Below are 24,357 nucleotides of genomic sequence, written 5' to 3'. Positions count from 1 at the left end.
TTATGAAGGAAATAGCTTACAGTTAACGTGTCTAGATTAAACCAAGCTTTGCTAAGCCATGTTGGATGCCACTATCGTTTACGTGGCGCGTAATCATATTGGCGAACGGCTTCAGCTCTTCATGAGCATTACCCATCGCTACGCCCATGCCAACATAGGAGAGCATCTCTTTGTCGTTCAATCCGTCTCCAAAGGCAACAGCATCCGCAGGAGTTAGTCCAAAATGTTTTAAGACGGCTTCAACTCCTTTTGCCTTGGAGCCGTTTGGGGGCAAAATATCCATGCAGTGTTCATGCCAACGAATGTAAGAGACGTCATGGAATTCACCCGTGTATCTCGATTCATCAGCGCCACAGTAAAGAAATGCTTGATAAATCGGTTTTTGCTCCCAATAGCGATGGCGATATGCCGGGGATTCCAGTCGCAACCAATCAAAAGACTCGATGATATGTGGGTGGTCCATGGCATTGGCATAGCAGTGATCTGCGCTCAAAAATACCATGGGATGAGAATGACCCTCAGCCATTTGTTCGAGTTTTGCCAATGTATCTGTAGCAATTGGCGTGTGATGGATGATCGTCCCTTCGCTCTTCACATACGACCCGTTAAAGCCCACGAATGTCTCAATGCCAAGCTGCTCAGCGATTGGCATCAAATGATAAGGAGCTCGACCGGTTGCGATCGCGACATGGACACCGTTTTGTTTTAATGTTTGTACGGCGTCCACCGTTGTTTGTGGAATGATGTGATCGGTGTTCAGTAAGGTTCCGTCAATGTCAAAAAAGACGATTTGATAAGCCACTTCTTATCCGCTCCTCTCCACGCTACCTCTAGTTGTTCTCTCTATAAAGGTTTTGCACAAAAAAATAGGAAAAGGAATGCCGGATGGGACACTCCTTCTCATATCGCTATTAGAATACAGCTACTTCTGTCTCGCTGTCAAATACATGACATTTGGCAAGATCCATCGCTAGTTTTACCTTCATCTTTGGTTTTAGCGCTTCACGAGAATCCACGCGCGCTACCATCTGGGTATCCCCGATATTGTGGAAATAGACGTACAATTCGGAACCCATGTTTTCTACGACTTCAACTTCTGCTTCCAGCGAGCTCTCAAATGGATTTGCTTCCATAAATGAAGCGTCGCTGTAAATGTCCTCAGGGCGAATACCAAAAATAACCTGCTTGTTTACATAACCTTTTTCCCGTAAAGTCTTTGCTTTATCTTCCGGGAAGCGTACATGAATATTTTGCGCATCAAAATAGAGTGCGCCGTCTTTCTCGGAAAGATTCCCTTTCACAAAGTTCATCGCAGGCGAGCCGATGAAGCTCGCTACAAACAGATTGACTGGATGATTGTAGATTTCAGTCGGGGTTGCCACTTGTTGGATAAGGCCGTCCTTCATGACGACGATCCGGTCTCCCATGGTCATGGCTTCCGTTTGATCGTGCGTCACATAAATGATCGTGGTATTCAAGCGTTGATGCAGTTTCAAAATTTCCGTGCGCATTTGTACACGCAGCTTCGCATCGAGGTTGGATAACGGTTCATCCATCAAAAATACTTGCGGTTCCCGTACGATCGCGCGACCCAATGCGACACGCTGTCTTTGTCCCCCTGACAGCGCTTTTGGCTTGCGGTCTAGCAAATGCGAAATATCGAGGATTCGAGCTGCATCTTGAATTCGCTTATCAATATCGGATTTGGAGAATTTGCGCAATTTCAGGCCGAAAGCCATATTCTCGTATACATTCATATGCGGATAGAGTGCATAGCTTTGAAAAACCATGGCGATGTCGCGATCTTTGGGAGCCACATCGTTGACACGGCGATCGCCTATGTATAAATCACCTTCCGAAATCTCTTCCAGACCTGCAATCATGCGCAGCGTGGTAGATTTTCCACAACCAGATGGTCCGACTAGAACGAGGAATTCGCGATCTTGAATTTCTAAGTGAAAATTGTCAACTGCCGTAACGTTGTTTCCATATCGTTTATAAATGTGGGAAAGACTTACCTTTGCCATGAAAAAGGCACCTCCTCGGGTTTGTGAAGAGAGCAAATTCTTTGATGACTGTAAGGATAGGGTACCAATTCACTTGCAAGCTGGATATGGACAGTATATACAAAATGTTTTGTTAATTTTGACGAAAGAGAAGGTAGAGCTGAAGCATGACGGCATCAGGAAACAATCGCGGGTCTAATCCGGTTTGTTCCGTCAGCTTGTCCAATCGATACAACAGTGTATTCCGGTGAAGGAAAAGCTGCCGTGCTGTATCGCTTACATTCAATTGTCTGGCGAACAACGTATCTAATGTTTCCAATTGTTCATCTGTCATGTGCGGAATGGTTATGGCAGCGGCCAGCTCGTTGGCGATAGCGGCTGCTATTTCTTTTGGGAGAGAAGCTGCCCATCGTTCTAACGGATAAGACCAGTCCCCAGCGACCATCATTTGTGGTCGATAGGATTGAAGGGCACGGGCGAGTGATAATTGCCGCAAAAGAGTGTCGCCCAATGCAAGTGGACTCGTGAGTGGCGATCCGACAACAAGGCGAACGGACTCCATCCATTCCATCGAAATGAGATCATGCAGGCCTGATGCCCACTCTAAAAGCTCTGAAGCCGTTTTTTGATGATCGAGCATGGAGACAGGGACGATGAGAAGGGCATGTGTTTGCGTCAACGGAATGAAATCGGGTACTCCTTCAAAAAAATCATGCAACAAGGGCTGCAAGGAATCCCATTCTCCCTTGCCCTTGCGATCCGGTCTGCATCGCTCTAATAAAAAGGAGACGCGCGCTTCTTTCCACGGCCATTTTGCTTCCAGTTGAGCAGGGATTGCAACAGGGGAGCCAGAGACAATGCTCAAGAGCCAATTGGATATCTGTTTTGGGAGGGGAAGCGTTGCTGGATCATCCACATGAGGAAAAATCAGATCCAACAACGCTCGGGCTGAAGTATGCCATGATGCCGTTTCGATAAGGATGAATGTCATCACATCGTTACTCGAATGGAGGGCTACTTGCTCCCAGCCATTTTTTAGCCAATCCTGCTGGGCTTGTGCTGTTTCTGTTTGTGAGACTTGTACATATTCGATAGGTAAATTTGTCGCTTGTCGGATGTGCTCGACATCTCTCTTCCATTTTTCCACAAGGTGACCCCCATCTCGACACGAAAGTAAGGCTATTATACCTTAGTCGAGGGCGAGCGTGGCAGCTGTTTCTTGTAGAGCAACAGCTGGAGCGGCCATCTCGTTAAATGGAGCATCACTGCCCAATACATGCAACGTAATCTCGGGACGGGAACGCAGACGGATGTTTGCCCCTGTTTGCCCCAGGCCCTCACTGATGTAAAAGGGTCGACCATCCATCTCGTGAAGACCTTTCACGATATTCAGCTTAGGCAGTTTCCCCATCGTTGCGAGATGAAAGGGGCGAGGCCAATGGATCTGTCCTCCGTGAAAATGCCCTGACAACAAATAATCGTAAGCATACTCTTTCATGTGCAAAACGATATTAGGATCATGTGTTAAGACGAGCCTTGCTCCTGTCTCGGGTACACCGAAGAAAGACTTGGCCAGGTTGCTATGGCGCGTGCTGAAATCATCCACACCTATAATGTGCAGGGGCTGCCCCTTGTGATAGACAGTTTCATTTTCGTTAATAAGAACACGACAGCCAATACGTTCTAACTCCGATTTCAACTGTGCGAGCTTGAAAGGGGTAAGAACGTAGTCGTGATTCCCAAAAACTACATAAATTCCGAGTGCTGGCTGTAATTGCTGGAGGCATTGTACAAAAGCAACTGCCTTCGGAATGTTTATTTCACGGTCGAGCAAGTCACCAGTAATGGCAATCAGGTCTACCTGTCGCTGCGAAAAGTCAGCGACAATGCGCTGGGGCAGTACAGATAAGTTTTCCATGTGCAAATCAGACAAATGTAAGATGGAAATCGGCTCAAACTCATGCGGTTGTTGAAGGTGCCGGGATTTTTGTAAGGGTATCGCTACTTCTTTTATTTGAACATCAAATGTATTGCGATAGGCTCGAAAAAGCAACAAGGCGATAGCCCCAAGTAACATAAGCCAGAACATCATGGACAGCCATCTCCTTTGCAGTAGAGTACCGTCATTATACAAGAAAATGTTCGCAATCGAATAAGTAGGTTCTGGCAGGAGGAATTACTCGAAAAGTGTAGAAATATTATGAATGTTGTGTAGTGAGAAAAACGATGTTGAGTGGGAGAGTGAAGACATGAACGTGGAGAAAATTCCAGCAACGGAAGGCCCTTTTAATCTGGAAAATTATGACGAAACATATGCGAGTTTTGATTGGTCAGATGTGGAGAAGCAATTCTCTTGGTATGAGACTGGGAAAGTGAACATGGTGTACGAAGCCATTGATCGACATCTCGCTACTGATCGGAAAGACAAAATCGCTTTGATGTACAGCAATGCGACGAGAGACGAGACTTATACTTTCGCGCAATTAAGCGAGTTATCCAATAAATTCGGAAATGTTTTGCGGAATCTGGGCATTGTGAAAGGGGACCGCGTATTCGTCTTTATGCCGCGTTCGCCCGAGCTTTATGTAAGCGTTTTAGGCACGATTAAGGTTGGCGCAATCGTAGGGCCGCTGTTCGAAGCGTTCATGGAAGCGGCTGTGCGTGATCGTTTGGAAAATAGCGAAGCAGTTGCGATTGTTACGACACCTGCACTCTTGCCACGCATTCCAGTAAGCGACCTGCCTGCATTAAAACATGTGATTGTTGTAGGGGCAGAAGAGGAGCTAAAAGAAGGTCACATCAGCTTTGAAAAAGCAATGGAAGAAGCCTCCACCGAGCTGGAAATCGAATGGGTTGATCGTGAGGATGGAATGATCCTACATTACACCTCAGGCTCAACGGGCAAGCCAAAGGGTGTTCTGCATGTTCACAATGCCATGATCCAGCACTACCAAACTGGGAAATGGATTCTCGACTTGCAAGAGGATGATATTTATTGGTGCACAGCAGACCCAGGCTGGGTAACGGGTACTTCTTACGGCATTTTTTCACCTTGGTTGAATGGAGCAACGATTGTCGTACGTGGCGGACGTTTTACTCCCGAAGACTGGTATAAAGTCATTGAGAAAAACAAAGTATCCATTTGGTTCAGTGCTCCGACTACGTTCCGCATGTTCATGGGGGCAGGGGATGAACTCGTCAAGCAATTTGACTTATCCAGTCTGCGTCACGTCCTGAGCGTTGGCGAACCACTCAATCCTGAAGTCGTTCACTGGGGTATGCGCGTGTTCAATCAACGCATTCACGACAACTGGTGGATGACGGAAACGGGTGCTCAGCTGATTTCTAACTATCGCTGTATGGCGATCAAGCCGGGATCGATGGGTAAGCCGTTTCCAGGTATTTATGCAGCGATTATTGACGACCGTGGAAATGAGCTGCCACCGAATCGAATGGGGAATCTGGCTATCCGTACAGGTTGGCCATCCATGATGAGACAAATCTGGAACAACCCAGCGAAGTACGAAGAATACTTCAGCATCCCAGGCTGGTACGTGTCCGGGGATTCTGCATACAAGGATGAAGAAGGTTACTTCTGGTTCCAAGGCCGTATTGATGATGTGATCAATACTTCCGGTGAGCGAGTCGGTCCGTTTGAAGTAGAGAGCAAGCTCGTGGAGCATCCAGCAGTAGCGGAAGCGGGCGTCATTGGCAAACCAGATCCGGTACGTGGTGAAATTATCAAAGCATTCATCTCGCTGCGAGCTGGCTATGAGCCAAGTGAAGCGTTGATGGATGAAATTCGCAAGTTTGTGAAAGAAGGACTGGCTGCACATGCTGCTCCTCGTGAAATTGAATTCCGTGACAAGTTGCCAAAAACGCGTTCCGGAAAAATCATGCGCCGCGTCTTGAAAGCGTGGGAATTAGGTCTACCAACTGGTGACCTGTCTACCATGGAAGATTAATCACAAGAAAAACCCATCTCTCGAAAATGTCGGGAGATGGGTTTTTTGTTAGGAATGGCTATGTTGTTTATGATCATGCGCATGGTCGTGATCATGGTCATGGTTATGATCGTGGAAATCGGCTGTTGCCTGGCAATGTAAGTCACCGTGTGTAGTAGACGAGTTCTCAATCTGAATTGTCGCGTGTGTAATGCCGAATTCTTTTTCCATAAGGGCAAGCGCGTCATTTAACACAGGGTAGCTAGGCAAATCGTCCTCGACAACCAGATGGCATGTCAGGGAATCAAATCCGGAAGTAACCGTCCAAATATGGAGGTCATGCACTTTGATAACTCCAGGCAGCTGACTGAGTCGCTCTTCTACTTTTGTCGTATCCAGCCGTGAAGGAGCGCCTTCCAGCAAAATATTGACGGATTCTTTCGTTACGCGCCATGCACTCAGCATGATCAGGACAGCCACGACGATACTGATGATCGGGTCGGCAATGTACCAGTCAAAAGCCCACATCAGGATACCACCAACGATTGCACCGACAGAACCGAGAAGATCGCCGAGAACATGGAGATAGGCACTGCGGACATTGACGTTGTTCTTGGTATCGCCACGCATGAGTACAATGGCGGCCGCAATATTTGCCAAAAGACCTACGCTGGCGATGATGATCATGGAGCCGCTGGCAACCTCAGGTGGATTCCACAGGCGTTGGAACCCTTCCCAGAAAATGAACAAGGAAATCAGTACAAGTGTCACACCATTGGTCAGTGCTGCCAAGATTTCAAAGCGTTTCATCCCGAAGGTTCTCTTGGCAGAAGGTGGTCGTGCAGCGAAATGAACCGCGATCAAGCTCAACAGAAGCGCTAATGCATCGCTTAACATATGCCCAGCATCAGAGAGCAACGCCAAACTATTGGTGAGGAAGCCCCCGATGGTTTCTACAACTAAAAATACAGCAATGATGAGGAAAGAAATGAGAAGAGCTCGTTTACTGGCTCCTTTTCCGTGGTGATGGTGATCGTGACCATCTCCATGATCGTGATGATGAAAGCCCATGATTGTGTCCTCCTTATCAAACGAATGATTTATAGATGCTCTGCTAAATAAAGCGCGTCATTCCCGACACCGCCCATAAGCGCTGATCCTCTTGTATGCTGCCAAGGTAGCCCGAGAAACGATAGACCAGGAACCTTTGTTATCCCTCGTTGATGAATTGGTCGGCCATGGGAATCGAGCACGTTTGGAACGTTTAGCCAATCGTAGTTCGGTCGAAAACCGGTAGCCCACAAAATGTTGTTGAACGTTGCTTGTGTTCCATCTGCAAAAGTAGCGGTATTTCCGTTCATCTGTACGGCTCGGGGAACCAATCGCAATGCTCCGGTTCTGGACAATTCGCGGACTTGCTTTTTGTAACCGAATATCGGATCGGGTGAGCTACGCATTTTCTTGCCGAGCCAGGTGGAGTGGTGAGCATCGAGTAACCCCAGTATCTTCATGTAATCAAATATAGGTTTTCCAAAAATGAAGATTGGCAAGTAAGAGCGTGATTCTCCCTGTGAAAAAATAACGGGTCGATGGGCGGCGAGCTCTACCGCAATCTGTGCTCCTGAGTTGCCGCTGCCAACGACGAGGACCGTGCCGTCGATGAGCTGGCTCTCATTCTTGTACTGCGAAGTGTGCAGTTGATTAACGGTGTGGTTCAAGTTGTTCGCAATAGCTGGGATAAACGGAGTATGAAATGGTCCAGTCGCGATAACGACTTGTTTAGCGTAGAGCAAACTGTCTTGTGTCCGTATCTGAAAGCTGAAATCAACCTTGCTGAGCTCCATAACAGTTGTACCCAGCATGACAGGCAATTCGAAATGTTTGGCGTACAATTCCAAGTATTCCGCCGCTTCATCCTTGTTCGGGAGTGTATTCGGCTCCCCCGGAAACGCAAGACCAGGGAGTTGATTATGTTTACGTGGTGTAAAAAGCACCAGTGAATCGTAGCGCTGTCGCCAACTATCACCAATCCGTGTATGTTGCTCCAAGATGACAAAACGGCGATTTTTACGCTTGAGTGCATATCCGAGAGCAAGTCCTGCCTGCCCCCCTCCAATTACGATGACGTCATAGTCGTTCATGATTTGGGCCTTCTTTCGGTAAGGATTAACTAAATCATACCATAGTCATTATTATATTCAAGTAATTATTTGAATGTTATTTTGAACATCAGCAAAAAAAACCGTCACTCATAGTGACGGACCTGCGTGTAGCCAGTGAATTTACGGTTTTGACTGTTTCAATTCGGCAGCATGCTCAATTCCACACATGATTAAATGACGGACATGATCATCATCGAGCGAGTAATAGACGAGCTTGCCGTTTTTGCGGTACCGGGCCAGACCCATATTTTTTAACAAGCGCAGATGGTGAGACGTATTAGGGATCGAACTATTGATGGTTGCTGCGACATCACAAACGCATAGCTCTCCTTCTAGAGCCAGCGCGTAAATGATTTTTGCTCGCGTATCGTCTGCGAGAGCCTTAAAGAGAGGGGCGACACCTTCCGTTTCCATCATTCTGGGGCGAAGCCTGTTTACTTTTTCTTCATCGATCGTCTGTACTTCACAAACCTCTAAATCAGTGGGAATGCGTTGAATGTCTTCGCTCATTTCATTCACCCCGACCCGTTCCATTTTTCACCATTATAAGACGGATACAGAGGGAAGGGAAGGCTGTACAACCTGTTCATCTTGCAAAAAAAAGTAAAAGACAAGAAGGAAATATAGATGCCTATATATAAATAGGAATGATACCTATTTGCAAATAGAGAGGAGAGAACTCCCACTTGATTCTGAAGATTCGCCAGTTCCTCGTTGAAATAATCGGGGCGCTCTTGCTTGGACTAAGTGTCGTTTGGTTAACAATGGGCAGAGACAGCAGCTTGTTTTCCGGTTGGAGCATAGAGTGGTCCCCATTGTGGCTTGATGTGAAAACCTTTTTCCTTAGTATTTGGCTGGAAGCAATCCCGTTTGTCCTCTTGGGTGTATTCTTTTCTGCCTTTATCCAGACGTTTGTAACGGAAGAGCAGGTGAGGCGCTGGACACCGAAGCATCCGCTCGTGGCCCTGCCGTTTGCCGGGTTACTCGGGTTTTTATTCCCCGTATGTGAATGTGCCATTATTCCTGTGGTTCGGCGCTTGATCCAAAAAGGGATGCCGCTGTCAGTCGGGATTGTTTTCTTATTGGCGGGACCGATTGTGAATCCCGTAGTTTTGTCATCGACCTATGTCGCTTTCGCCCGTCAGCCGGAAATGGCTTTCTACCGGGGCATTGCGGGATTCGTTGTTGCGCTTATTGTGGGCACGCTTGTCTTCCTGTTTGTTAAAAAAAATCCGATACGGCTCGGCATGGAATCGCAAATCAATCATGAAGCCGACCATGTAAAAACGACGGGTGGCAAGCTGTCCTCGACATTTGCCCACGCGGTAGACGAATTTTTTGACATGGGAAAATATTTGTTGTTTGGTGCGTTTATCAGTGCGCTTTTACAGGTGTATATCAGCCGAGATACACTCATGGACATCGGTCAAACGCCGCTCACCTCCAATTTGGTCATGATGGGGATGGCGTATTTGTTTTCGCTTTGTTCAGAGGCAGATGCGTTTATTGCTGCTTCCTTTGCCAATACGTTTTCAAGCAGCTCGTTGCTTGCATTTCTGGTTTTCGGGCCCATGCTCGATTTAAAAACGACGTTGATGCTATTTGGAACGTTTCGATTTGGTTTTGTTGTCAAGCTGGTCGTGGCTATTACGCTTTTAGTCATTTGCGTCACCATGCTCATGCCGATGTAAGGAGGAAAATATGGATCAGAACAAATTGAAGCGTCATCATATCATGCGTAGTCTGATATTAGCGGGCATTACAGCGTTGTTGGCCTATTTGATCCTGTCGGAAACGCTCAGTCACTATCTCGCACCGCGATTACACATGTTTAGCTATGTCACGCTCGTCATCATGGGCCTTTTGACAATTGTCAGCATTCGGCAAATTTTTGTAGGCAGTAGTGTTTACGATTGCAATTGTGAGGAGCAGCATAAAGTTCCGCGTACATCCATGGGCTCCCTTTTGGTTTACGGCTTGTTTGTACTCCCAATCGTGATGGGATTTGTCATGCCGGATAAAATTCTTGGCAGTGATGTAGCGGAGAAGCGGGGAATCACACTTCTCAGCAACGATGTACGAAAGCTGGCGGATGTTACGGCAAACGCGAATGCGAATGCGAATGCGAATGCGAATGCGACAGAGAATGTGGAGCAGTCAGCAGAGGTAAAGGAGGATGCCGAGCCAATCGTAGAACCACAGCCAGAGGATACCAATCAAGGAGCAACGCCCCCAGTGAAAGCGACAAACGACGAACAATTGCGGCAGCGATTCTCAAACGGGGGATTTGGTGACTTTTACGCGGATATCGCCGTCTTTTTACATAAACAGCCAGTGATTGAACTGAATGACAAAGTGTTCCTGGATGGACTCACCACGATGGAGCTGTATGCAAAAGAATTTGCTGGAAAAGAGCTTGAGACGATGGGCTTTGTATATCGGCAGCCTGATTTTACGAAGCAACAGTTTGTCGTGGCGCGTTTTTCCGTCACCTGCTGTACAGCAGATTCCAGTGTTTATGGTGTTTTGGTGGAAAAGGAGGACGCGAACAAATGGGCAAAGGACAGCTGGGTAAAAGTTCGCGGCAAGCTCGAGCTGCGTCAAGTAGACGGATACGACATGCTCGTTCTCAAAGCCTCTCAGGTTGAAGCCGTCTCTGCACCGAAAGATCCTTATGTGTATTATAGCTTTGAATCAGTACCAGGCAGTTAAAAGTGGGGGAAACCGAAATGATCGTGCGACTAGATTTACAGGATGAACAAACGGTACAAAAACTTTGGAACATGCAGCAAAGTGCCTATCGTATAGAGGCAGAGCTAATTGGTACGGAAGATATTCCACCCCTGAAAGAATCGGTAGAACAACTGAGGATATGTGGAGAAACGTTTTATGGCTACATAGAGGAAGGCGAGATGGCAGGGGCAGTTTCTTTTTTGATCGAGGGAGAAACGTTGGATATTCATCGAATGATTGTAGATCCTGTTCATTTTCGCAAGGGAATCGCGAGTCAATTGCTTGCCTCTGTCCACGAGCATGGTTGCAGCAAGCTAGTCGTCGCGACTGGTTCCTTGAATGAACCGGCCGTTCGGTTGTATGAAAGACATGGATTTACCTTGACCGTTCAAAAAGAAGTGAAGCCCGGTCTGCGGCTGTCTTTTTTCGAGAAGACACTTCGTCCATGAAAAGGCGAAAGCCCGCCCCGATAATATGGGAGAGATAGAGTTACACAAAACAACCCGGAGAACGGTCACTTTTTCAAGTGTCTGTTTCCGGGTTTTCATTCTTTTTAAAGCATACGCTTATTTGGTTTCATCTGTTTCTTTCTGTTGGTCTTCATAAAACCAGAGAGGATCATCGCAATCCTCATCACCATTGTAGTTGATTAAGATTTCTTCACCCGCTTGAATGTCTGTATACGCATAAAAATCAAACGTGTGGTTATCGAAGTTAATCTCATACGTGGCATTTGGCGTGTAGGAGTGGTTAAATAGCATGCCATAGCCTAACAAGAAAGCTGTATGATTGGCACCGTACTCAAATGCATAATCCGCGAGCAAGGTTTTCTCGATATGCTCATGCTCTTCGTTCAAATAGGGCAGCACGGGCGCTTCATGAATCAGGTCGCCTTTTCGGATATCTTGCGTTGCAAATACACCTCTATTTAATTCTCCATTGCTTAGTTTGGAGGTCTTGATTTCGATCATGCGGATCACCTGCATTTCTTAGGTCTGTGGAAAACGTATCTTTCTAAGGATGACAGTTGATCGAGCAGAAAGCAATGTTTTTATTTGATGACCAAATGATGGCGAACCGCATAAGCAGCGAGCTGGACGCGATTAGCCAATTGCAGCTTCTCGAGAATGTTTTTTAGGTGGTTTTTCACCGTGTTTTCTGCGATGATCAGCGCCTCGCTTATTTCCCGATTCGTTTTTCCTGCTCCCACATACATGACAATCTCTCGCTCTCGCGGGGTCAGAACATCTGGTACCATTTCATCCGTCGCCTCTTCTTGACGGAAGCGGTACATGAGCCGGGTTGCCATTTCGCGAGTCAATTCACTGTCCTCGCCGAGCAAGGCATGCAAGTAGTTAATCCAGTCGTCAGGCTCTAAATTTTTCAGCAAGTAACCTTGGGCGCCGAACTGAATGGCCGTGATCAGGTCAGCAACGTCATCGGAGACGCTGAGAATGACAACTTTGATGTGCGGGTATGCTTTCTTGACCTCGCGGGTCGCTTCGAGTCCGCTCCATTTCGGCATGTTGATGTCCATGAGCACAAGGTCAGGTTGTATTTGTCCGCATAGGAGAAAAGCTTCCTCGCCATTTTGCGCTTCTCCGATGACTTCAAAAGAGGGATCGGGATCAAGCAGGCTGCGAATGGCCATACGAGCCATCGGGTGGTCGTCGGCGATCAATACACGGTATGCGTTCATTGTATTTTTCCTCCTGAATGAGAAGATAAGCGGATGATTGTACCGCCTGCCGGTCGTAACTGAATGTCGATGGATGCGTTCAACTGGCGCGCTCGCTCGCGCATCATGGACAACCCGTATTTTTTCGTATCGGGAGAAGGGTTGGAGATCCCAATGCCATCGTCCTCAACGGCGAGAACCCAGCCAGTTGTTTCATTCGTCGTGAGGTGAATCCACGAATGCTTGGCCTGAGAGTGCTTGCGAATATTGGCAAAAGCTTCCTGAATGATCCCGAACAGTTGTACTTCTGCGGCGGGAGTAAAAAATCCGTCGTTGACATGCAATTCGCTGACAACGTCGATTCCAGATAAAGCGCTCCATTGCGCCAGCCATTTCTCAAGGCGTTGATCCAGACTGCCTTCTTCTGGCAATGAGCGCAAGTTAAAAATAGCTTGGCGTACATGATTGTCGATGGCAGAAACAGCGACCCGGGCATCGTCCAATTGTCCCTGCTTGAGCTTTACGTTGAGGAAGAACAGAGACTGCGCAATCCCGTCGTGCAATTCGCGGGCAAGGCGTTCTCTTTCTTCATAAACAGCGCGACGAGCTTGTTCCTCGACAATTCGTGCATTCATTTGTTTGAGGGTGTGAAACATCCAAGTGGCGAATAAAAAAGAGAGAAAGAGCGTCAAGAGGGTAATGTATACATTTCCCGCTTCCATAGACATGTAGGGGAGTAAAAAGTCATGACGGATGAACTCGAAGCCCCCGATGATAATGGTTGGAATGAGAAAGGTTAACCAATAAAAGATACGATATGACATGGAAGGTCCCCTTTTCATACAGTTGGCAAACATTCCTTTAGTATACCGAATGGGACGAGCGGATGGTATACTCAGGTGAGAAAAGGTGGAAAGCAGGAGGGAATATCATGAGCACGATTGCGAAAGCATTGACCATAGCGGGTTCAGATAGCGGTGGGGGAGCTGGGATTCAGGCAGACCTGAAAACCTTCCATCAACTCGGTGTGTACGGAATGAGTGCGATCACAGCAATCACCGCACAAAATACATTGGGTGTAGCAGGTGTTTATCCGTTGCCGACAGAGGCGGTTGCACAGCAAATGCATGAGGTGCTGCGTGATCTAGGCGCTGACGCGGCGAAAACGGGCATGCTGTTTAACGCTGATATTATTCGTGCTGTTGCGGAAGAGGTCAAAGCATTTGGACTGAAAAAGCTGGTGGTAGACCCTGTAATGATTGCCAAGGGAGGGTCAAAGCTACTGCTGGATGAGGCAATCGTTGCATTGAAAAAAGAATTGTTGCCTCTCGCGGAAGTCGTCACACCTAACTTGCCGGAAGCAGAATGCTTGACTGGCATGAGAATTGAGACGACGGAAGAGATGCGCGAAGGGGCGAAAGCGATACATGCGTTAGGCGCCCGCAATGTCCTAATGAAGGGTGGACATATGCAAGGGGACGTAGTCGTGGACATTTTGTTTGACGGTACAGCATTCCATGAACTGTCCCATGAGCGCATCCATACACGTCATACGCACGGAACAGGTTGTACATTCTCAGCGGCCCTTACAGCAGAGTTAGCAAAAAATACACCGCTCATCACTGCGGTTGAAAAAGCAAATCGCTTTATTTTCGAAGCAATTAAGACAGCTCCGCAAATAGGTGGCGGGCATGGGCCGACCAATCACTGGGCGGTTGTAGATTAAGTTTATCAAATAAAGAATGCCCCACAGCGATGCCATACAAGCGGATCACTGATGGGGCATTTTTTATTTGATTTCTACAGAGAATGTACCTTGAAGTCGTACAGGATAGCTGGACAAAGGAAAAGAATAGTGAGTAGGCGTGCCTTTGTTTGTTTTTCGTTTGAATAGCACGGAATAGTTTTGGATGGATGCATCCTCTGTGGAATAGGAGCTTCCTTGCACATAATCATATTCATTTCCGCGGTTGTCCGTCATGTTATACCCAAGAGAGATATGAGAGTGATTATCTTGGGGCGGCACCTTTAAAGAGAAGTCCATGCCCACCACATCATCGACTTGACGCAGCGCCGTTAGTTTTAGGCGATCATCCGGTACTTCTGTGAGTGTACCTGTCTTCGCATCAATCACGATTTGTAATTGATCTTTGTCCAAAGCTCGAATGCCATCTGTTTTCAGGTAGAGCTTTTCTGGTTCCACAAAATAAATGCTCTCTAGATGGTATATCCTTCCGTTTTCTCCGTTATCACGAACAGGAACGCCATTCCCCCAAAAAGCAAACGTCTGCCCTTTTTCATCCTCAAGTCTTAATTTATCAAAATCAAAGACATGCTTTTTATTGGCCGGGTCAAATCGGATACTCACTTCTGTTTGTGTAGGAAAGACTGCAATTTGTTCAATCGTAAACCGCTGTCCGTCAACCGTGACTTCCTTCATCACCGGATACACTTTTTTCTCAAAAGTCTTGTACTTGCTTTTGTCGACCACAAAGTCAATCGATAGGGGAGTATCTTGTTTGATATGATCGATTTCCAGCGTAACCTTTGCTGTCATTACATGAGGTATTTCGGTAGCTTCGTTGATGACAATATCAATACGGTTTCGGATCACAGGGTCTTCGCTGCCCATGCCGGACCAGGAAACACCGTGCTCCCACTCCTTTCCAGATTGATCGAACAACTCGATTTTGTGAAGTGCTACTTCTTTATCGGGGAGATCATTCTTCAGTGTATAGAAGAGGAGCATCCGTTTTTCATCTGCTAATACCTGATCAATCGTAAAAGTGACACCCTCAAGTGAACCGCTGGCGCCAATATTTTGGACAAGATTGTGTTCTGCTGCCTTTTGCAAGCCTTTATCATCCCGAAGAAACTCAACGATCTTCTCCATCCCCGGAATCGAGCTGACATAAGCGGCAACAGCAGGTGAAAGGCGAACGGAAAAAATAAACACGAAAATGAACAGACAAGCAACCAGACTGGAACCAATGCGAATCCACCGATTGCGGCTCCGATTTTGACGCAGCTCTTTTGCCTGTTCCATCCCATTCCGAATGTATTGATCAATCTCAGCGGGAATCATGAATGGACCCGCATTCTTTTTTTCATTCTCAAGCATAAAGCTCACCAGCCTTTCCCGAGATCTTTGCGGAGTGCCCCCAAAGCTTTGTGTAGCCATGTTTTGATCGTGCCTTCCGGATGACCGAGTACCTCTGCAATATCGCGTATCGTCCGATCTTCAAAATATTTCAAAATAATGATGTGACGATAATTTGGATTGAGACGAGCGAGAGCCTCTTCGATTTGAATACGCTCGACATTTTGATCATCCATAGGAATACTTGCACGACTTTCGACGTCCTCTTCCATGGGATCCAAGATGATCCGTTTTCGGCGCTTTTGCTCATCCAGACAAATATGAATAAGGATGCGAGTCAGCCATGTACGAAAATACGCAGGCTGTTTCAATCGTGCCAGCTTGAGATAGGAACGGCACGTCGCTTCCTGAATGGCCTCTAATGCATCTGTCTCGTTACGAAGAAAGGCGTAGGCGATTTTATACAGTTGTTCTTTATGAAGGCTGACGAGTTGAAAAAAGGCATCATCATCCCCATCTTTTGCGCACGAAACGAGCTGTTCCAGATTCACTTTTTCCCCTCCTCTAGCATTAGACGGCGCAGGTACCAAAACGGTTTTCATTAATTGCCAGCCAAGCTGTTTTTTTGAACCAATCGCCTGTCCACTGCTTACTGTAAAAGAAAGAAGTGTGTAAGGATGGGGTGCAGGTGCATGTGGATCAAATGGGTTACGATTCATGAATCGTATGGCCTCCCGCGGATTGCTCAGGAATGTCGGCGTTATTTAGAAATGAAAGGAATTCGAGTCAGGCTTTTGTTCAGACAGACCAAAAAAGCAGGACATGTCTATACACTGCAAGTACCGCTAGCTCAACAGGAGCAAGCAAAGGCGCTGCTACGCGATTTTAAGAACACCCTAAAATAACGGGCACAGCCATACTTCCCCTTACGTCCAGTCGAATGGCACGGGCATACTAGATGAAGGGGGATGATAGCTATGGGTACGACCCTTTTGGAAAGACCTGAAAAGACGGAGCAGAAAGGCAGCAAGCTGTTTGTTCCGGATTATATTTTCGTCGAGCCAAATGCACTGAACTATCCTCTTGGTCAAGAGCTGTATCGCCGTTTTCAAAAGGAAGGAATTCCGATGCAGATGACGACCAGCCATAATCAGGTCCGTGGCATCCCTGGGGATACAGAAGTAGAGAAATATCGGAATGCGAAGCGGACCTTGGTCATTGGGGTACGCAAAACATTGAAGTTTGAGACCTCCAAGCCTTCCGCAGAATATGCCATTCCACTGGCTACGGGATGTGCTGCCCACTGTCACTATTGCTATTTGAACACAAATATCGGGACAAAGCCTTATGTTCGGGTGTACGTCAATACAGATGAGATTCTAGAGAAGGCCGAGAAGTACATCCAAGAACGCCCGGGTGAAATCACTCGTTTTGAGGCAGCCTGTACATCCGATCCGGTTAGTATTGAGCATCTTACGGGCAATCTGAAACGAGCGATTGAGTTTATGGGCCAGCAGGAGTTTGGGCGGCTGCGCTTCGTGACCAAGTTTCATCACGTGGATTCCTTGCTGGATGCCAAGCACAACAAGCATACCCGATTTCGCTTCAGCATGAATGCTGACTATGTCATCAAAAATTTCGAGCCAGGCACCTCCAGCTTTGATCAGCGACTGGAGGCAGCAGGGAAGGTAGCCAAGGCCGGTTATCCACTCGGCTTTATTTTAGCGCCTTTGTATTGGTTTGACGGATGGGAAGCGGGGTATACCGATTTGCTGGAAAGACTGCGTTCGCAGTTGGTTCCCGAAGCGATGGAGGATTTGACGTTCGAGCTAATCCAGCACCGTTTTACCAAGATCGCTAAAAGCTTGATCCTCCAGCGCTATCCGAAAACGAAGTTGGAAATGAAGGAAGAAGAGCGCAAGTACAAATGGGGGAAATATGGGAAAGGGAAGTATGTCTATCCTGACATTCAAGCAAAGGCGTTGCAGGCCCATTTGGAAAGTGAAATTGCCCGACTGTTTCCTCAGGCACGCATTGAATATTTTACGTAAAAACCAGACTGCTCTTGATGAAGAGCAGTTTTTCTTTTAGAAAAAAGGTACCAAATGATACCAAACGACACGGTGCGAATGTTTTCGACAAACGCTTACATACATGCTACAATACGGAGTGCTCTCATTTTCTTGAAAGGAATCGAAGCATACATGAAGTCCATATTGATTACCGTTGAGGGACCTATTGGTATTGGGAAAACCTCTTTATCGCGGGAACTAAGCCGTGCATGCAACTTGCAGCTACTGGAAGAAATCGTCTACGAAAACCCGTTTCTAGGTAAATTTTATGAAAATATTGCCGAATGGAGCTTTCAACTCGAGATGTTTTTCCTCTGCAATCGTTACAAGCAGTTGCAGGATATTCATTCACAGTTCCTGAATCAAGGTATTTCCGTTGTTTCTGATTACAATATTTTCAAAAATACGATTTTTGCCAAACGAACGTTACAAGAAGATAACCTGCCAAAGTACCTCAAAATTTATGATATCCTAACAGAGGATTTGCCTCAGGCCCATTTGGTGATCTACATGACAGCTTCGATTGAGACCGTGATGAAGCGGATTGCGATGCGCGATCGCGAAATGGAGCGCAGCATGGATGTCACCTATATGGAGAATCTGATTGCTGATTACAACGAGTTTATGGAAGCGTTTGAAAAGCATCATCCAGATACGCCTGTCATCAAATTCGATTGTGACGATTTGGATTTCGTACATAGACCAGAAGATTTGAAGATTGTACTGGATCGAATTGCACCACGGATTCAAGAGTTGATGGGATCAGTAGGATAGGGAACAAAGGAAAAGTAAGCATGGGGATAAGGAGTTGCGTACATGTCGAGGTTTCAAAACAGCACGCTTCGTGAAAAATACGGGATACCGAGCAACGCAGTGATTACGATCGGGGGGACAGTAGGGGTAGGAAAATCCACCTTTACGCATGCCTTGGCAGATCAGCTCGGATTTCGTGTGTCCGTAGAAAAGGTTGACAATAACCCGTATTTGGGCCGTTACTATAACGATTTATCGCGTTGGGGTTTCCATTTGCAAATTTTCTTTTTGGCAGAACGCTTTAAGGAACAAAAACGGATGTTTGATTATGGCGGCGGCTTTGTCCAAGATCGCTCCATTTATGAGGATACCGGGATTTTTGCCCGTATGCTGTACGAGCAAGGCAACATGACAGAAGAAGATTACCGCACTTATACAGAACTTTTTGAAGCGATGGTCATGACGCCTTACTTCCCGCATCCGGATATTTTGATCTATTTAGAGGGAAGCTTCGATGATATTATTGGCCGCGTAAAAGAGCGCGGGCGTCCGATGGAGCAACAAACGCCAGTAGATTACTGGCAGGATTTGTTTGGTCGATATGATAGCTGGATTGCCTCCTTTACTTCCTGTCCGATTTTGCGGGTCAATATCAACGAATACGATGTTGTGGATGACCCATCTTCGGTAGAAAGCATTATTGCTCGGGCTGCTGAAAAAATTCGAATTGGACGAGCTACCCGCTTTTCATCATAAAAACCCTTTACAATAACAGAGCACCCCTGCATTTTGCCGGTAAGAGGCGGAAGCAGGGGTGCTTTGTTTTTATTTGGTGCGATATCCTTCCAAGAGTAGGGTCATCGCTGCTGAAATTTCCTCAAGGGACTTTTCGTGATCAGGCGTCTCCGAAATCCAGAGCACCGCTTCGTTCATCGCACCAGACAGCAAATGCGTCAGAGCATCGATAGAAACGGGACGTAGGTATCCTTGCTCCTGCATCGTTTGAAGCTGCTCCCTGAGATGCCGCATGGAGTTTTCCTCGTCCATTCGGCGCCACGTTTCCCACCCGATGACAGAAGGACCATCGATAAGTAAAATCCGCTTGTTGCGATGTTCGACGGCCGAGGAGACAAAGGCCAGGCAACCCAAGATCAATTGTTGCCAAAGATCCTCACTTTTCGCAGCTTCAGCTTCTACGCGCTCTCCGATTTCTTGTTGGACAGAAGCCAATACTGCCTCAAATAATCCTTCTTTGCTCCCAAAGTTATGGTACAGTGCGCCACGGGTCACCCCGGCTTGTTTCACGATGTCTTCCATGGCGGCATCCGCGTAGCCTTGCCTGGAGAACATCTCTCTTGCCACTTCGATCAGTTTTTGCATCGTCTGCTGTTTTTGCTCTGCTTTGGACATCTTCATGCTAGGCGATCTCCTTACTTATTTCATGCCAGATTATACAAGGTCAACATAACTTTCAGCAAATGCTTCAGAAGGCGGGATTACTTTTATGATATCAAGTAAAATGCCGTTCGGATCGGATGTAATAAAATGCCTCTGACCGAACTCCTCGTCTTTCATGTCGAGATGGAGAGGAAGACCTGCTTTCACTATAAGTCTTTCGTATTCAGCATCAACATCATCGACTTCGAAATTAAGGATAAGACCACCTTCTACTGGCTTTCGGAAATCCTGTGGAATCGTGTTGTGTGAAGGATCTAAGATGGCTAGCTCAAATGCCGGAGTGCTGCTCTGATTTTGCAAGCTCACATACCAGTCTGCTTCGAAAACCATTTCAAATCCAAAGTGTTCGCGATAAAACTTCGAGCTAGCCGCAACTTGTTCTGTCAAAATGACAGGATAAAAGCTGTTCACTTTCATTATGAATCTCTCCCTCACAATTGGATGACGTCAATTTAACATACATACAGTATGTATGTAAAGTGATTTCTATATTTTTCAACAAAGCTGTCGTACACTTTGCCACACGCAAATCGGCTACGGATAAACCCCGCTGTGGTATAATAAGAACATCTTGGAATTAAAGGGGCTCAGACATGGCAGAAGAATGGTTTGAACGCAGCTTTCGCGAAGATTATGTGCTTGTGTATCGTCATAGGGACGATTCGGCAGCAGATGGAGAGATCGCTAATCTGTTGGAAAGATTGCCGGTAAAGGACACAGGACGCGTACTTGATCTTTGCTGCGGGAGCGGGCGTCATTCGCGTGCGCTGGCTCGCCGGGGGTATGAAGTAGTTGGTGTGGATTTGTCGCCTGTTCTTTTACAGTTGGCCGAGGAACAAAACACCTATCCACAGCTAAGTTTTGCCCGCTGTGACATGCGCGACATTCCGTTTCGCGAAGAATTTGATATCGTGGTGAATTTGTTTACCAGCTTTGGTTATTTCTCCACAGATGAAGAAAATGCTAACGTTATTCGTAACATGGCACAAGCACTCAAAACAAAAGGTGAAGTGGTCATCGATTTCTTAAATGCAGCGTACGTCATCGATAATCTCGTGCCGCACTCTACGAAGGAAGTCAGTGGGATGTTAATTAAAGAAGAACGCTGGATCCAGGATGGGTTTGTGAAAAAGCGGATACTGATTTCCGACGAGTCGTCGAATGAACCGCGTGAGTATATGGAGCAGGTTCGCTTGTTTTCTGCCCAGCAAATGATTGCGATGCTGACAGAGGCTGGATTCGAAAAAATTCAAGTATTTGGAAATTATCAATTTGAAGAATATGTGGCGAATGAATCACCTCGTATGATTTTTTATGCCGTAAAGCAATAGGGTGCGGATAACCTGTACGTCTCGTGAATATGATGGTGTAACAACCATTCATCGGGTAAAAGGGGGCATTGCTAAAATGAGCAAGCTGTCTTTAGAACAGGTCAAATTGTATCTGAGCAAAGTACCTGGCTGGAAGCTGGTAGAAGACCGAATGGCACTATCACGCACATACCACTGTCGTGACTTTTCCACTGCGATCAGTTTCGTCAACCGTGTGGCAGAGATGCTTGAGCATGACAATCAGCACGTGGAAATTCATTTGGCAGGTGGAACGGTCACGTTTATGTTAGCCACCCGCGAGGCAAAAGGTTTAACCGGTAAAGATTTTGCGTTAGCCCAGACCATTAGCAAAGTAAGCTAACAGGCAGAAGAGAAATAGCCGCTTCCCACAGCGAAGCGGTATTTCTTTTTGGCTTTTTAAGAGCTACTTTGTTATGATGGGCAGTATGAACCATTTCGGAGGGATTACAAGATGGACATTCAGCAACACGAGCAATTGATTCAACTGTTGGCGGAGTATAAAAATCAAAAGGCTTCCGTAGCTTTTACCCAATGGGATACCGATAGTGAAGAAGAGGAAGAGGTAATACAATTCCAAGCCGAGCTCCTCGAAATCAAGCTGACTGACAACGAATTTGAGGAAAAAGATCTCCTGCTCGTGTTTACGACAGCAGAGGGAGAAGAAATGGAAATCCTGATGGAAATTCCAGGTGATGAAGTGGATTTGGCTAGCTATGAGGAAGGCCATTTGCGTATTTTTGGAACAGAATCGGAGATTGTATTGCAAAAATGAAAACGAAGCGAGCTTTTCGTTATGTAGGTACGCCCGATCCCATGTCTGATAAAGAGGCGTACCACTGCGAAAAATATATAAAGAAAAACAAGCATTCCTTGGTGAGAGCGGGACAATATTTGGTTGATGTAACAGCCCTCCAGGCCTTGTTTCACTTGGACTGTTGGAATTGCAGGACGGTTCATCGCGAGACCTGCTGTGAGGGTGGACAGCCTTACGCCGTAGAAGAGTGGCAGATTCCAATCATGGAGGGGGAAATCCCCTCTATCTCTGCTGGACTCCAAGATGAGTCTGAACGCAATCATTGGCTTCTTCATGGGGTTTGGGATCGTAATGAGCCGCCAGGAACTATTCGCATGCGACATGGCAATTGTTTGTTTTATCAAGAAAACAATGGGCGCTACGGCTGTGCGATTCATGCTTATGCCGAGCAGGCTGGTCGTGAAGTTGAGCCCCTCAAGCCATTTAGCTGTCAACTGTATCCAATCGATTTGATTGATACAGGGGAAGGGATCCTGCTAACGGCGGTTACCAACGAAACGTCCTCCTTTTCCAGATGGGGTACGGATTATTTGGAGCAGTTTTACTGTGCGAGTCCGGCCCGCCGAAAGCTTGCCACGCACATAGATGACAAGCTGTTTGCATTAGACGGCTATCGCCCAGCCTATGAGTGGAATCTCCCTTTGTTACGTTACATTTTGCAAGAAGATGCAGAAAGAATAGAAGGCATGCTTGCGAGCAGCTATCAATTGGAACGTTGAATGCCTTGTGATATGATGATGTATGCATCAAGTAGATTGATAAAGGAGCAACAGCGATGAACGTCAAGACAACTCAAGAATCTCGTACAATTCAGGCATCACTGGTTCAGCCATCTGATACGAATTACCATGGGACTATTTTTGGTGGTACGATGATGGCTTATATAGATGAGGTAGCTGCAATCGCTGCGATGCGACATTCGCGTCGCCCTGTTGTGACAGCATCAATTGACTCAATTGACTTTCTTGCTCCCGTCAAAATGGGGCATTCTATCTGCCTGGAAGCGTTTGTTTCGTCAACAGGTAAAACGTCTATGGAGATTTTCGTAAAAGTCATCTCGGAAAATCTCCAGACCGGCAAGCGCATTTTGACCGCGACATCTTTTCTCACCTTTGTTGCCCTAGATGAGGAAGGGAATCCGACTGATGTGCCAGCCATTGCCCCTGAAACAGAGGAAGAAGAGAGATTGATGGCAACTGCGGATGAGCGCAAGAAAATGCGCAAAGAACGAAAAGGGAATCTGCAAGATTTTGTGAGTCAATTGAACATCGAGAAAATCATATAATTTTTTTTAGTCTTCACCCTGAACGAACATTCGTTCAGGGGATTCTTGTTTATCCATAATGAGGAGGAATCGGGCAATGAAGTACCGCAGATTAGGAAAAACCGATCTGAACGTATCCGTAATTGGTGTAGGTACGTGGCAATTTGGCGGGGAGTGGGGAATGGATTTCTCGCAAGAAGCTGTTGACCAGATTCTCGACAAAGCAAAAGATCTCGGCATCAACTTGATTGATACAGCGGAATGCTACGGAGATCATCTGTCCGAACAGCTTATCGGAGGATATTTGAAAAAAAGCCGCCGGGAAGACTGGATTGTGGCGACGAAATTCGGGCATCATTTTCATGACAAATTTTCTCGAACCAATCATTACGGAGCAAGTGAAGTTCAGCAGCAATTGGAAAAATCGCTGCAAGCCTTGCAGACCGACTATATTGACTTGTACCAATTCCACTCGGGACCTGATGAGGCATTTGATAATGATGGCTTGTGGACTTACCTCGACAAACAGGTGCAGGCAGGAACGATCCGTCATCTCGGCCTCTCGATTGCGAAAAACGACAACATGCATCAAACAACTGCCGCTACTTCGGTGAATGCAAAAGCAATCCAAGTGGTGTACAATCGTTTGGATCAAAAGCCGGAAGAAGGTGTTTTTGCTTCTTGCCAGCAGCAAGACCTGGGTGTGTTGGCGCGCGTTCCGTTGGCGAGTGGTTATTTGAGCGGAAAGTATAAGCCGGGTTCTGTATTCGGTGGAAACGATGTGCGACATCGACACGATCAGGAGCATGTCAACAAGCTGTTGCTCCAAGTAGAAGAAATCAAGAAAAATGAAGTTCCAGAAGGAATGGATATGGCGCAATGGGCATTGGCGTGGTGCCTCAAGCATCCGGCAGTCACTACTGTGATCCCAGGCAGCAAGAGTCCATCGCAGGTAGAGGCAAATGCCAAAGCGGCTGACTATGTGAGCGATGAGCATCCACTAGCGACGTCGAAATAAAAA

The 24,357-nt window shown here is 46.7% G+C and carries 29 protein-coding genes; 15 read left to right on the top strand and 14 right to left on the bottom strand.

Going from position 1 to position 24,357, the window contains the following annotated elements; all coding sequences use genetic code 11:
• Window positions 1-31: 31 nt before the first annotated feature.
• The 4 genes from POF51_RS24770 to POF51_RS24755 form a co-directional block, all read right to left on the bottom strand.
• Window positions 32-802 (bottom strand): Cof-type HAD-IIB family hydrolase, encoded by a 771-nt coding sequence (locus POF51_RS24770; RefSeq protein ID WP_069852407.1) that lies wholly within the window; start codon window positions 800-802, stop codon window positions 32-34.
• Between the two features lie 109 nt (window positions 803-911).
• Complete coding sequence (locus POF51_RS24765) at window positions 912-2,027, bottom strand: ABC transporter ATP-binding protein (RefSeq protein ID WP_069852405.1); 1,116 nt, start codon at window positions 2,025-2,027, stop codon at window positions 912-914.
• Between the two features lie 112 nt (window positions 2,028-2,139).
• Window positions 2,140-3,153 carry a PucR family transcriptional regulator gene (locus tag POF51_RS24760; RefSeq protein ID WP_069852403.1) on the bottom strand — a complete coding sequence of 338 codons (1,014 nt, stop codon included), beginning with the start codon at window positions 3,151-3,153 and terminating at the stop codon, window positions 2,140-2,142.
• Between the two features lie 42 nt (window positions 3,154-3,195).
• Window positions 3,196-4,095: a metallophosphoesterase gene (locus POF51_RS24755; RefSeq protein WP_069852459.1), complete on the bottom strand. Its 900-nt coding sequence runs from the start codon at window positions 4,093-4,095 to the stop codon at window positions 3,196-3,198.
• Window positions 4,096-4,255: 160 nt separating this feature from the next.
• Between POF51_RS24755 and acsA the strand changes: the two genes are divergently transcribed.
• Window positions 4,256-5,971 carry an acetate--CoA ligase gene (gene acsA / locus POF51_RS24750; protein ID WP_069852457.1) on the top strand — a complete coding sequence of 572 codons (1,716 nt, stop codon included), beginning with the start codon at window positions 4,256-4,258 and terminating at the stop codon, window positions 5,969-5,971.
• A 48-nt stretch (window positions 5,972-6,019) separates the two neighbouring features.
• Here acsA and POF51_RS24745 read toward each other — a convergent pair whose 3' ends face one another.
• The 3 genes from POF51_RS24745 to POF51_RS24735 all read right to left on the bottom strand — a co-directional run bounded on the left by POF51_RS24745 (window position 6,020) and on the right by POF51_RS24735 (window position 8,622).
• Window positions 6,020-7,021: a cation diffusion facilitator family transporter gene (locus POF51_RS24745; RefSeq protein ID WP_069852401.1), complete on the bottom strand. Its 1,002-nt coding sequence runs from the start codon at window positions 7,019-7,021 to the stop codon at window positions 6,020-6,022.
• A gap of 29 nt (window positions 7,022-7,050) precedes the next feature.
• Window positions 7,051-8,091 (bottom strand): flavin-containing monooxygenase, encoded by a 1,041-nt coding sequence (locus POF51_RS24740; RefSeq protein WP_069852399.1) that lies wholly within the window; start codon window positions 8,089-8,091, stop codon window positions 7,051-7,053.
• Between the two features lie 141 nt (window positions 8,092-8,232).
• Window positions 8,233-8,622, bottom strand: coding sequence for an ArsR/SmtB family transcription factor (locus POF51_RS24735; RefSeq protein WP_047069462.1), 390 nt, complete (start codon window positions 8,620-8,622; stop codon window positions 8,233-8,235).
• Window positions 8,623-8,876: 254 nt separating this feature from the next.
• Here POF51_RS24735 and POF51_RS24730 point away from each other — a divergent pair, with 254 nt between their 5' ends.
• Genes POF51_RS24730 through POF51_RS24720 form a run of 3 tightly spaced genes read left to right on the top strand, consistent with a single transcriptional unit; the run spans window position 8,877 to window position 11,294 of the window.
• Window positions 8,877-9,803, top strand: a complete 927-nt coding sequence (locus tag POF51_RS24730; protein ID WP_442869615.1) for a permease — start codon at window positions 8,877-8,879, stop codon at window positions 9,801-9,803.
• A gap of 10 nt (window positions 9,804-9,813) precedes the next feature.
• On the top strand, window positions 9,814-10,824 hold the full coding sequence (locus POF51_RS24725; RefSeq protein WP_271756273.1) for a TIGR03943 family putative permease subunit: 1,011 nt from the start codon (window positions 9,814-9,816) through the stop codon (window positions 10,822-10,824).
• Window positions 10,825-10,841: 17 nt separating this feature from the next.
• Window positions 10,842-11,294 carry a GNAT family N-acetyltransferase gene (locus POF51_RS24720; protein WP_069852393.1) on the top strand — a complete coding sequence of 151 codons (453 nt, stop codon included), beginning with the start codon at window positions 10,842-10,844 and terminating at the stop codon, window positions 11,292-11,294.
• Window positions 11,295-11,411: 117 nt separating this feature from the next.
• Here the strand turns inward: POF51_RS24720 and POF51_RS24715 are convergent, their stop codons facing one another.
• From POF51_RS24715 to POF51_RS24705, 3 genes are all read right to left on the bottom strand, one after another.
• On the bottom strand, window positions 11,412-11,816 hold the full coding sequence (locus POF51_RS24715; protein WP_017247802.1) for an SET domain-containing protein: 405 nt from the start codon (window positions 11,814-11,816) through the stop codon (window positions 11,412-11,414).
• Between the two features lie 80 nt (window positions 11,817-11,896).
• Complete coding sequence (locus POF51_RS24710) at window positions 11,897-12,544, bottom strand: response regulator (RefSeq protein WP_007724217.1); 648 nt, start codon at window positions 12,542-12,544, stop codon at window positions 11,897-11,899.
• Entirely contained in the window at window positions 12,541-13,347 is an 807-nt protein-coding gene (locus POF51_RS24705; protein ID WP_017247803.1) for a sensor histidine kinase, read from the bottom strand. The genes POF51_RS24710 and POF51_RS24705 overlap by 4 nt, the downstream gene beginning before the upstream one ends.
• Window positions 13,348-13,454: 107 nt before the next feature.
• On the opposite strand from POF51_RS24705, the gene thiD reads away from it, so the two are divergent.
• Window positions 13,455-14,249 (top strand): bifunctional hydroxymethylpyrimidine kinase/phosphomethylpyrimidine kinase, encoded by a 795-nt coding sequence (gene thiD, locus POF51_RS24700; RefSeq protein ID WP_069852390.1) that lies wholly within the window; start codon window positions 13,455-13,457, stop codon window positions 14,247-14,249.
• A 63-nt stretch (window positions 14,250-14,312) separates the two neighbouring features.
• Here thiD and POF51_RS24695 read toward each other — a convergent pair whose 3' ends face one another.
• The gene (locus POF51_RS24695) at window positions 14,313-15,644 is read right to left on the bottom strand and encodes a DUF4179 domain-containing protein (protein WP_271756272.1); all 1,332 of its coding nucleotides are present in this window, start codon (window positions 15,642-15,644) and stop codon (window positions 14,313-14,315) included.
• A 5-nt stretch (window positions 15,645-15,649) separates the two neighbouring features.
• The gene (locus POF51_RS24690) at window positions 15,650-16,174 is read right to left on the bottom strand and encodes a sigma-70 family RNA polymerase sigma factor (RefSeq protein ID WP_069852388.1); all 525 of its coding nucleotides are present in this window, start codon (window positions 16,172-16,174) and stop codon (window positions 15,650-15,652) included.
• A gap of 126 nt (window positions 16,175-16,300) precedes the next feature.
• On the opposite strand from POF51_RS24690, the gene POF51_RS24685 reads away from it, so the two are divergent.
• The 4 genes from POF51_RS24685 (at window position 16,301) to POF51_RS24670 (ending at window position 19,204) form a co-directional block, all read left to right on the top strand.
• Window positions 16,301-16,528: a hypothetical protein gene (locus POF51_RS24685; protein WP_069852386.1), complete on the top strand. Its 228-nt coding sequence runs from the start codon at window positions 16,301-16,303 to the stop codon at window positions 16,526-16,528.
• A gap of 72 nt (window positions 16,529-16,600) precedes the next feature.
• Window positions 16,601-17,674 (top strand): spore photoproduct lyase, encoded by a 1,074-nt coding sequence (splB, locus tag POF51_RS24680; protein WP_069852384.1) that lies wholly within the window; start codon window positions 16,601-16,603, stop codon window positions 17,672-17,674.
• A 153-nt stretch (window positions 17,675-17,827) separates the two neighbouring features.
• Window positions 17,828-18,469, top strand: a complete 642-nt coding sequence (locus POF51_RS24675; RefSeq protein ID WP_271756271.1) for a deoxynucleoside kinase — start codon at window positions 17,828-17,830, stop codon at window positions 18,467-18,469.
• Window positions 18,470-18,511: 42 nt separating this feature from the next.
• Window positions 18,512-19,204, top strand: coding sequence for a deoxynucleoside kinase (locus POF51_RS24670; RefSeq protein WP_069852382.1), 693 nt, complete (start codon window positions 18,512-18,514; stop codon window positions 19,202-19,204).
• A 69-nt stretch (window positions 19,205-19,273) separates the two neighbouring features.
• Here POF51_RS24670 and POF51_RS24665 read toward each other — a convergent pair whose 3' ends face one another.
• A complete protein-coding gene (locus POF51_RS24665) occupies window positions 19,274-19,864 on the bottom strand; it encodes a TetR/AcrR family transcriptional regulator (protein WP_271756270.1) in 591 nt (196 codons plus the stop codon).
• A 33-nt stretch (window positions 19,865-19,897) separates the two neighbouring features.
• Window positions 19,898-20,323, bottom strand: coding sequence for a VOC family protein (locus POF51_RS24660; protein ID WP_271756269.1), 426 nt, complete (start codon window positions 20,321-20,323; stop codon window positions 19,898-19,900).
• A gap of 176 nt (window positions 20,324-20,499) precedes the next feature.
• On the opposite strand from POF51_RS24660, the gene POF51_RS24655 reads away from it, so the two are divergent.
• The 6 genes from POF51_RS24655 to POF51_RS24630 all read left to right on the top strand — a co-directional run bounded on the left by POF51_RS24655 (window position 20,500) and on the right by POF51_RS24630 (window position 24,354).
• Entirely contained in the window at window positions 20,500-21,237 is a 738-nt protein-coding gene (locus POF51_RS24655) for a class I SAM-dependent methyltransferase (protein WP_069852376.1), read from the top strand.
• Window positions 21,238-21,313: 76 nt separating this feature from the next.
• Entirely contained in the window at window positions 21,314-21,598 is a 285-nt protein-coding gene (locus POF51_RS24650) for a 4a-hydroxytetrahydrobiopterin dehydratase (protein WP_017247814.1), read from the top strand.
• 111 nt (window positions 21,599-21,709) lie between these two features.
• Window positions 21,710-22,030: a hypothetical protein gene (locus POF51_RS24645; RefSeq protein ID WP_069852374.1), complete on the top strand. Its 321-nt coding sequence runs from the start codon at window positions 21,710-21,712 to the stop codon at window positions 22,028-22,030.
• On the top strand, window positions 22,027-22,791 hold the full coding sequence (locus tag POF51_RS24640; RefSeq protein ID WP_069852371.1) for a DUF3109 family protein: 765 nt from the start codon (window positions 22,027-22,029) through the stop codon (window positions 22,789-22,791). The genes POF51_RS24645 and POF51_RS24640 overlap by 4 nt, the downstream gene beginning before the upstream one ends.
• Window positions 22,792-22,847: 56 nt before the next feature.
• Complete coding sequence (locus tag POF51_RS24635) at window positions 22,848-23,357, top strand: acyl-CoA thioesterase (protein ID WP_069852368.1); 510 nt, start codon at window positions 22,848-22,850, stop codon at window positions 23,355-23,357.
• A gap of 76 nt (window positions 23,358-23,433) precedes the next feature.
• Window positions 23,434-24,354: an aldo/keto reductase gene (locus POF51_RS24630; RefSeq protein ID WP_069852366.1), complete on the top strand. Its 921-nt coding sequence runs from the start codon at window positions 23,434-23,436 to the stop codon at window positions 24,352-24,354.
• Window positions 24,355-24,357: the final 3 nt, after the last annotated feature.

It is taken from the genome of Brevibacillus sp. AG, from assembly GCF_028369215.1.
Taxonomy (GTDB): domain Bacteria; phylum Bacillota; class Bacilli; order Brevibacillales; family Brevibacillaceae; genus Brevibacillus; species Brevibacillus porteri.
The sequence above is the reverse complement of the archived record's forward strand: the minus strand, read 5'-3'. Positions and strand labels throughout refer to the sequence as shown.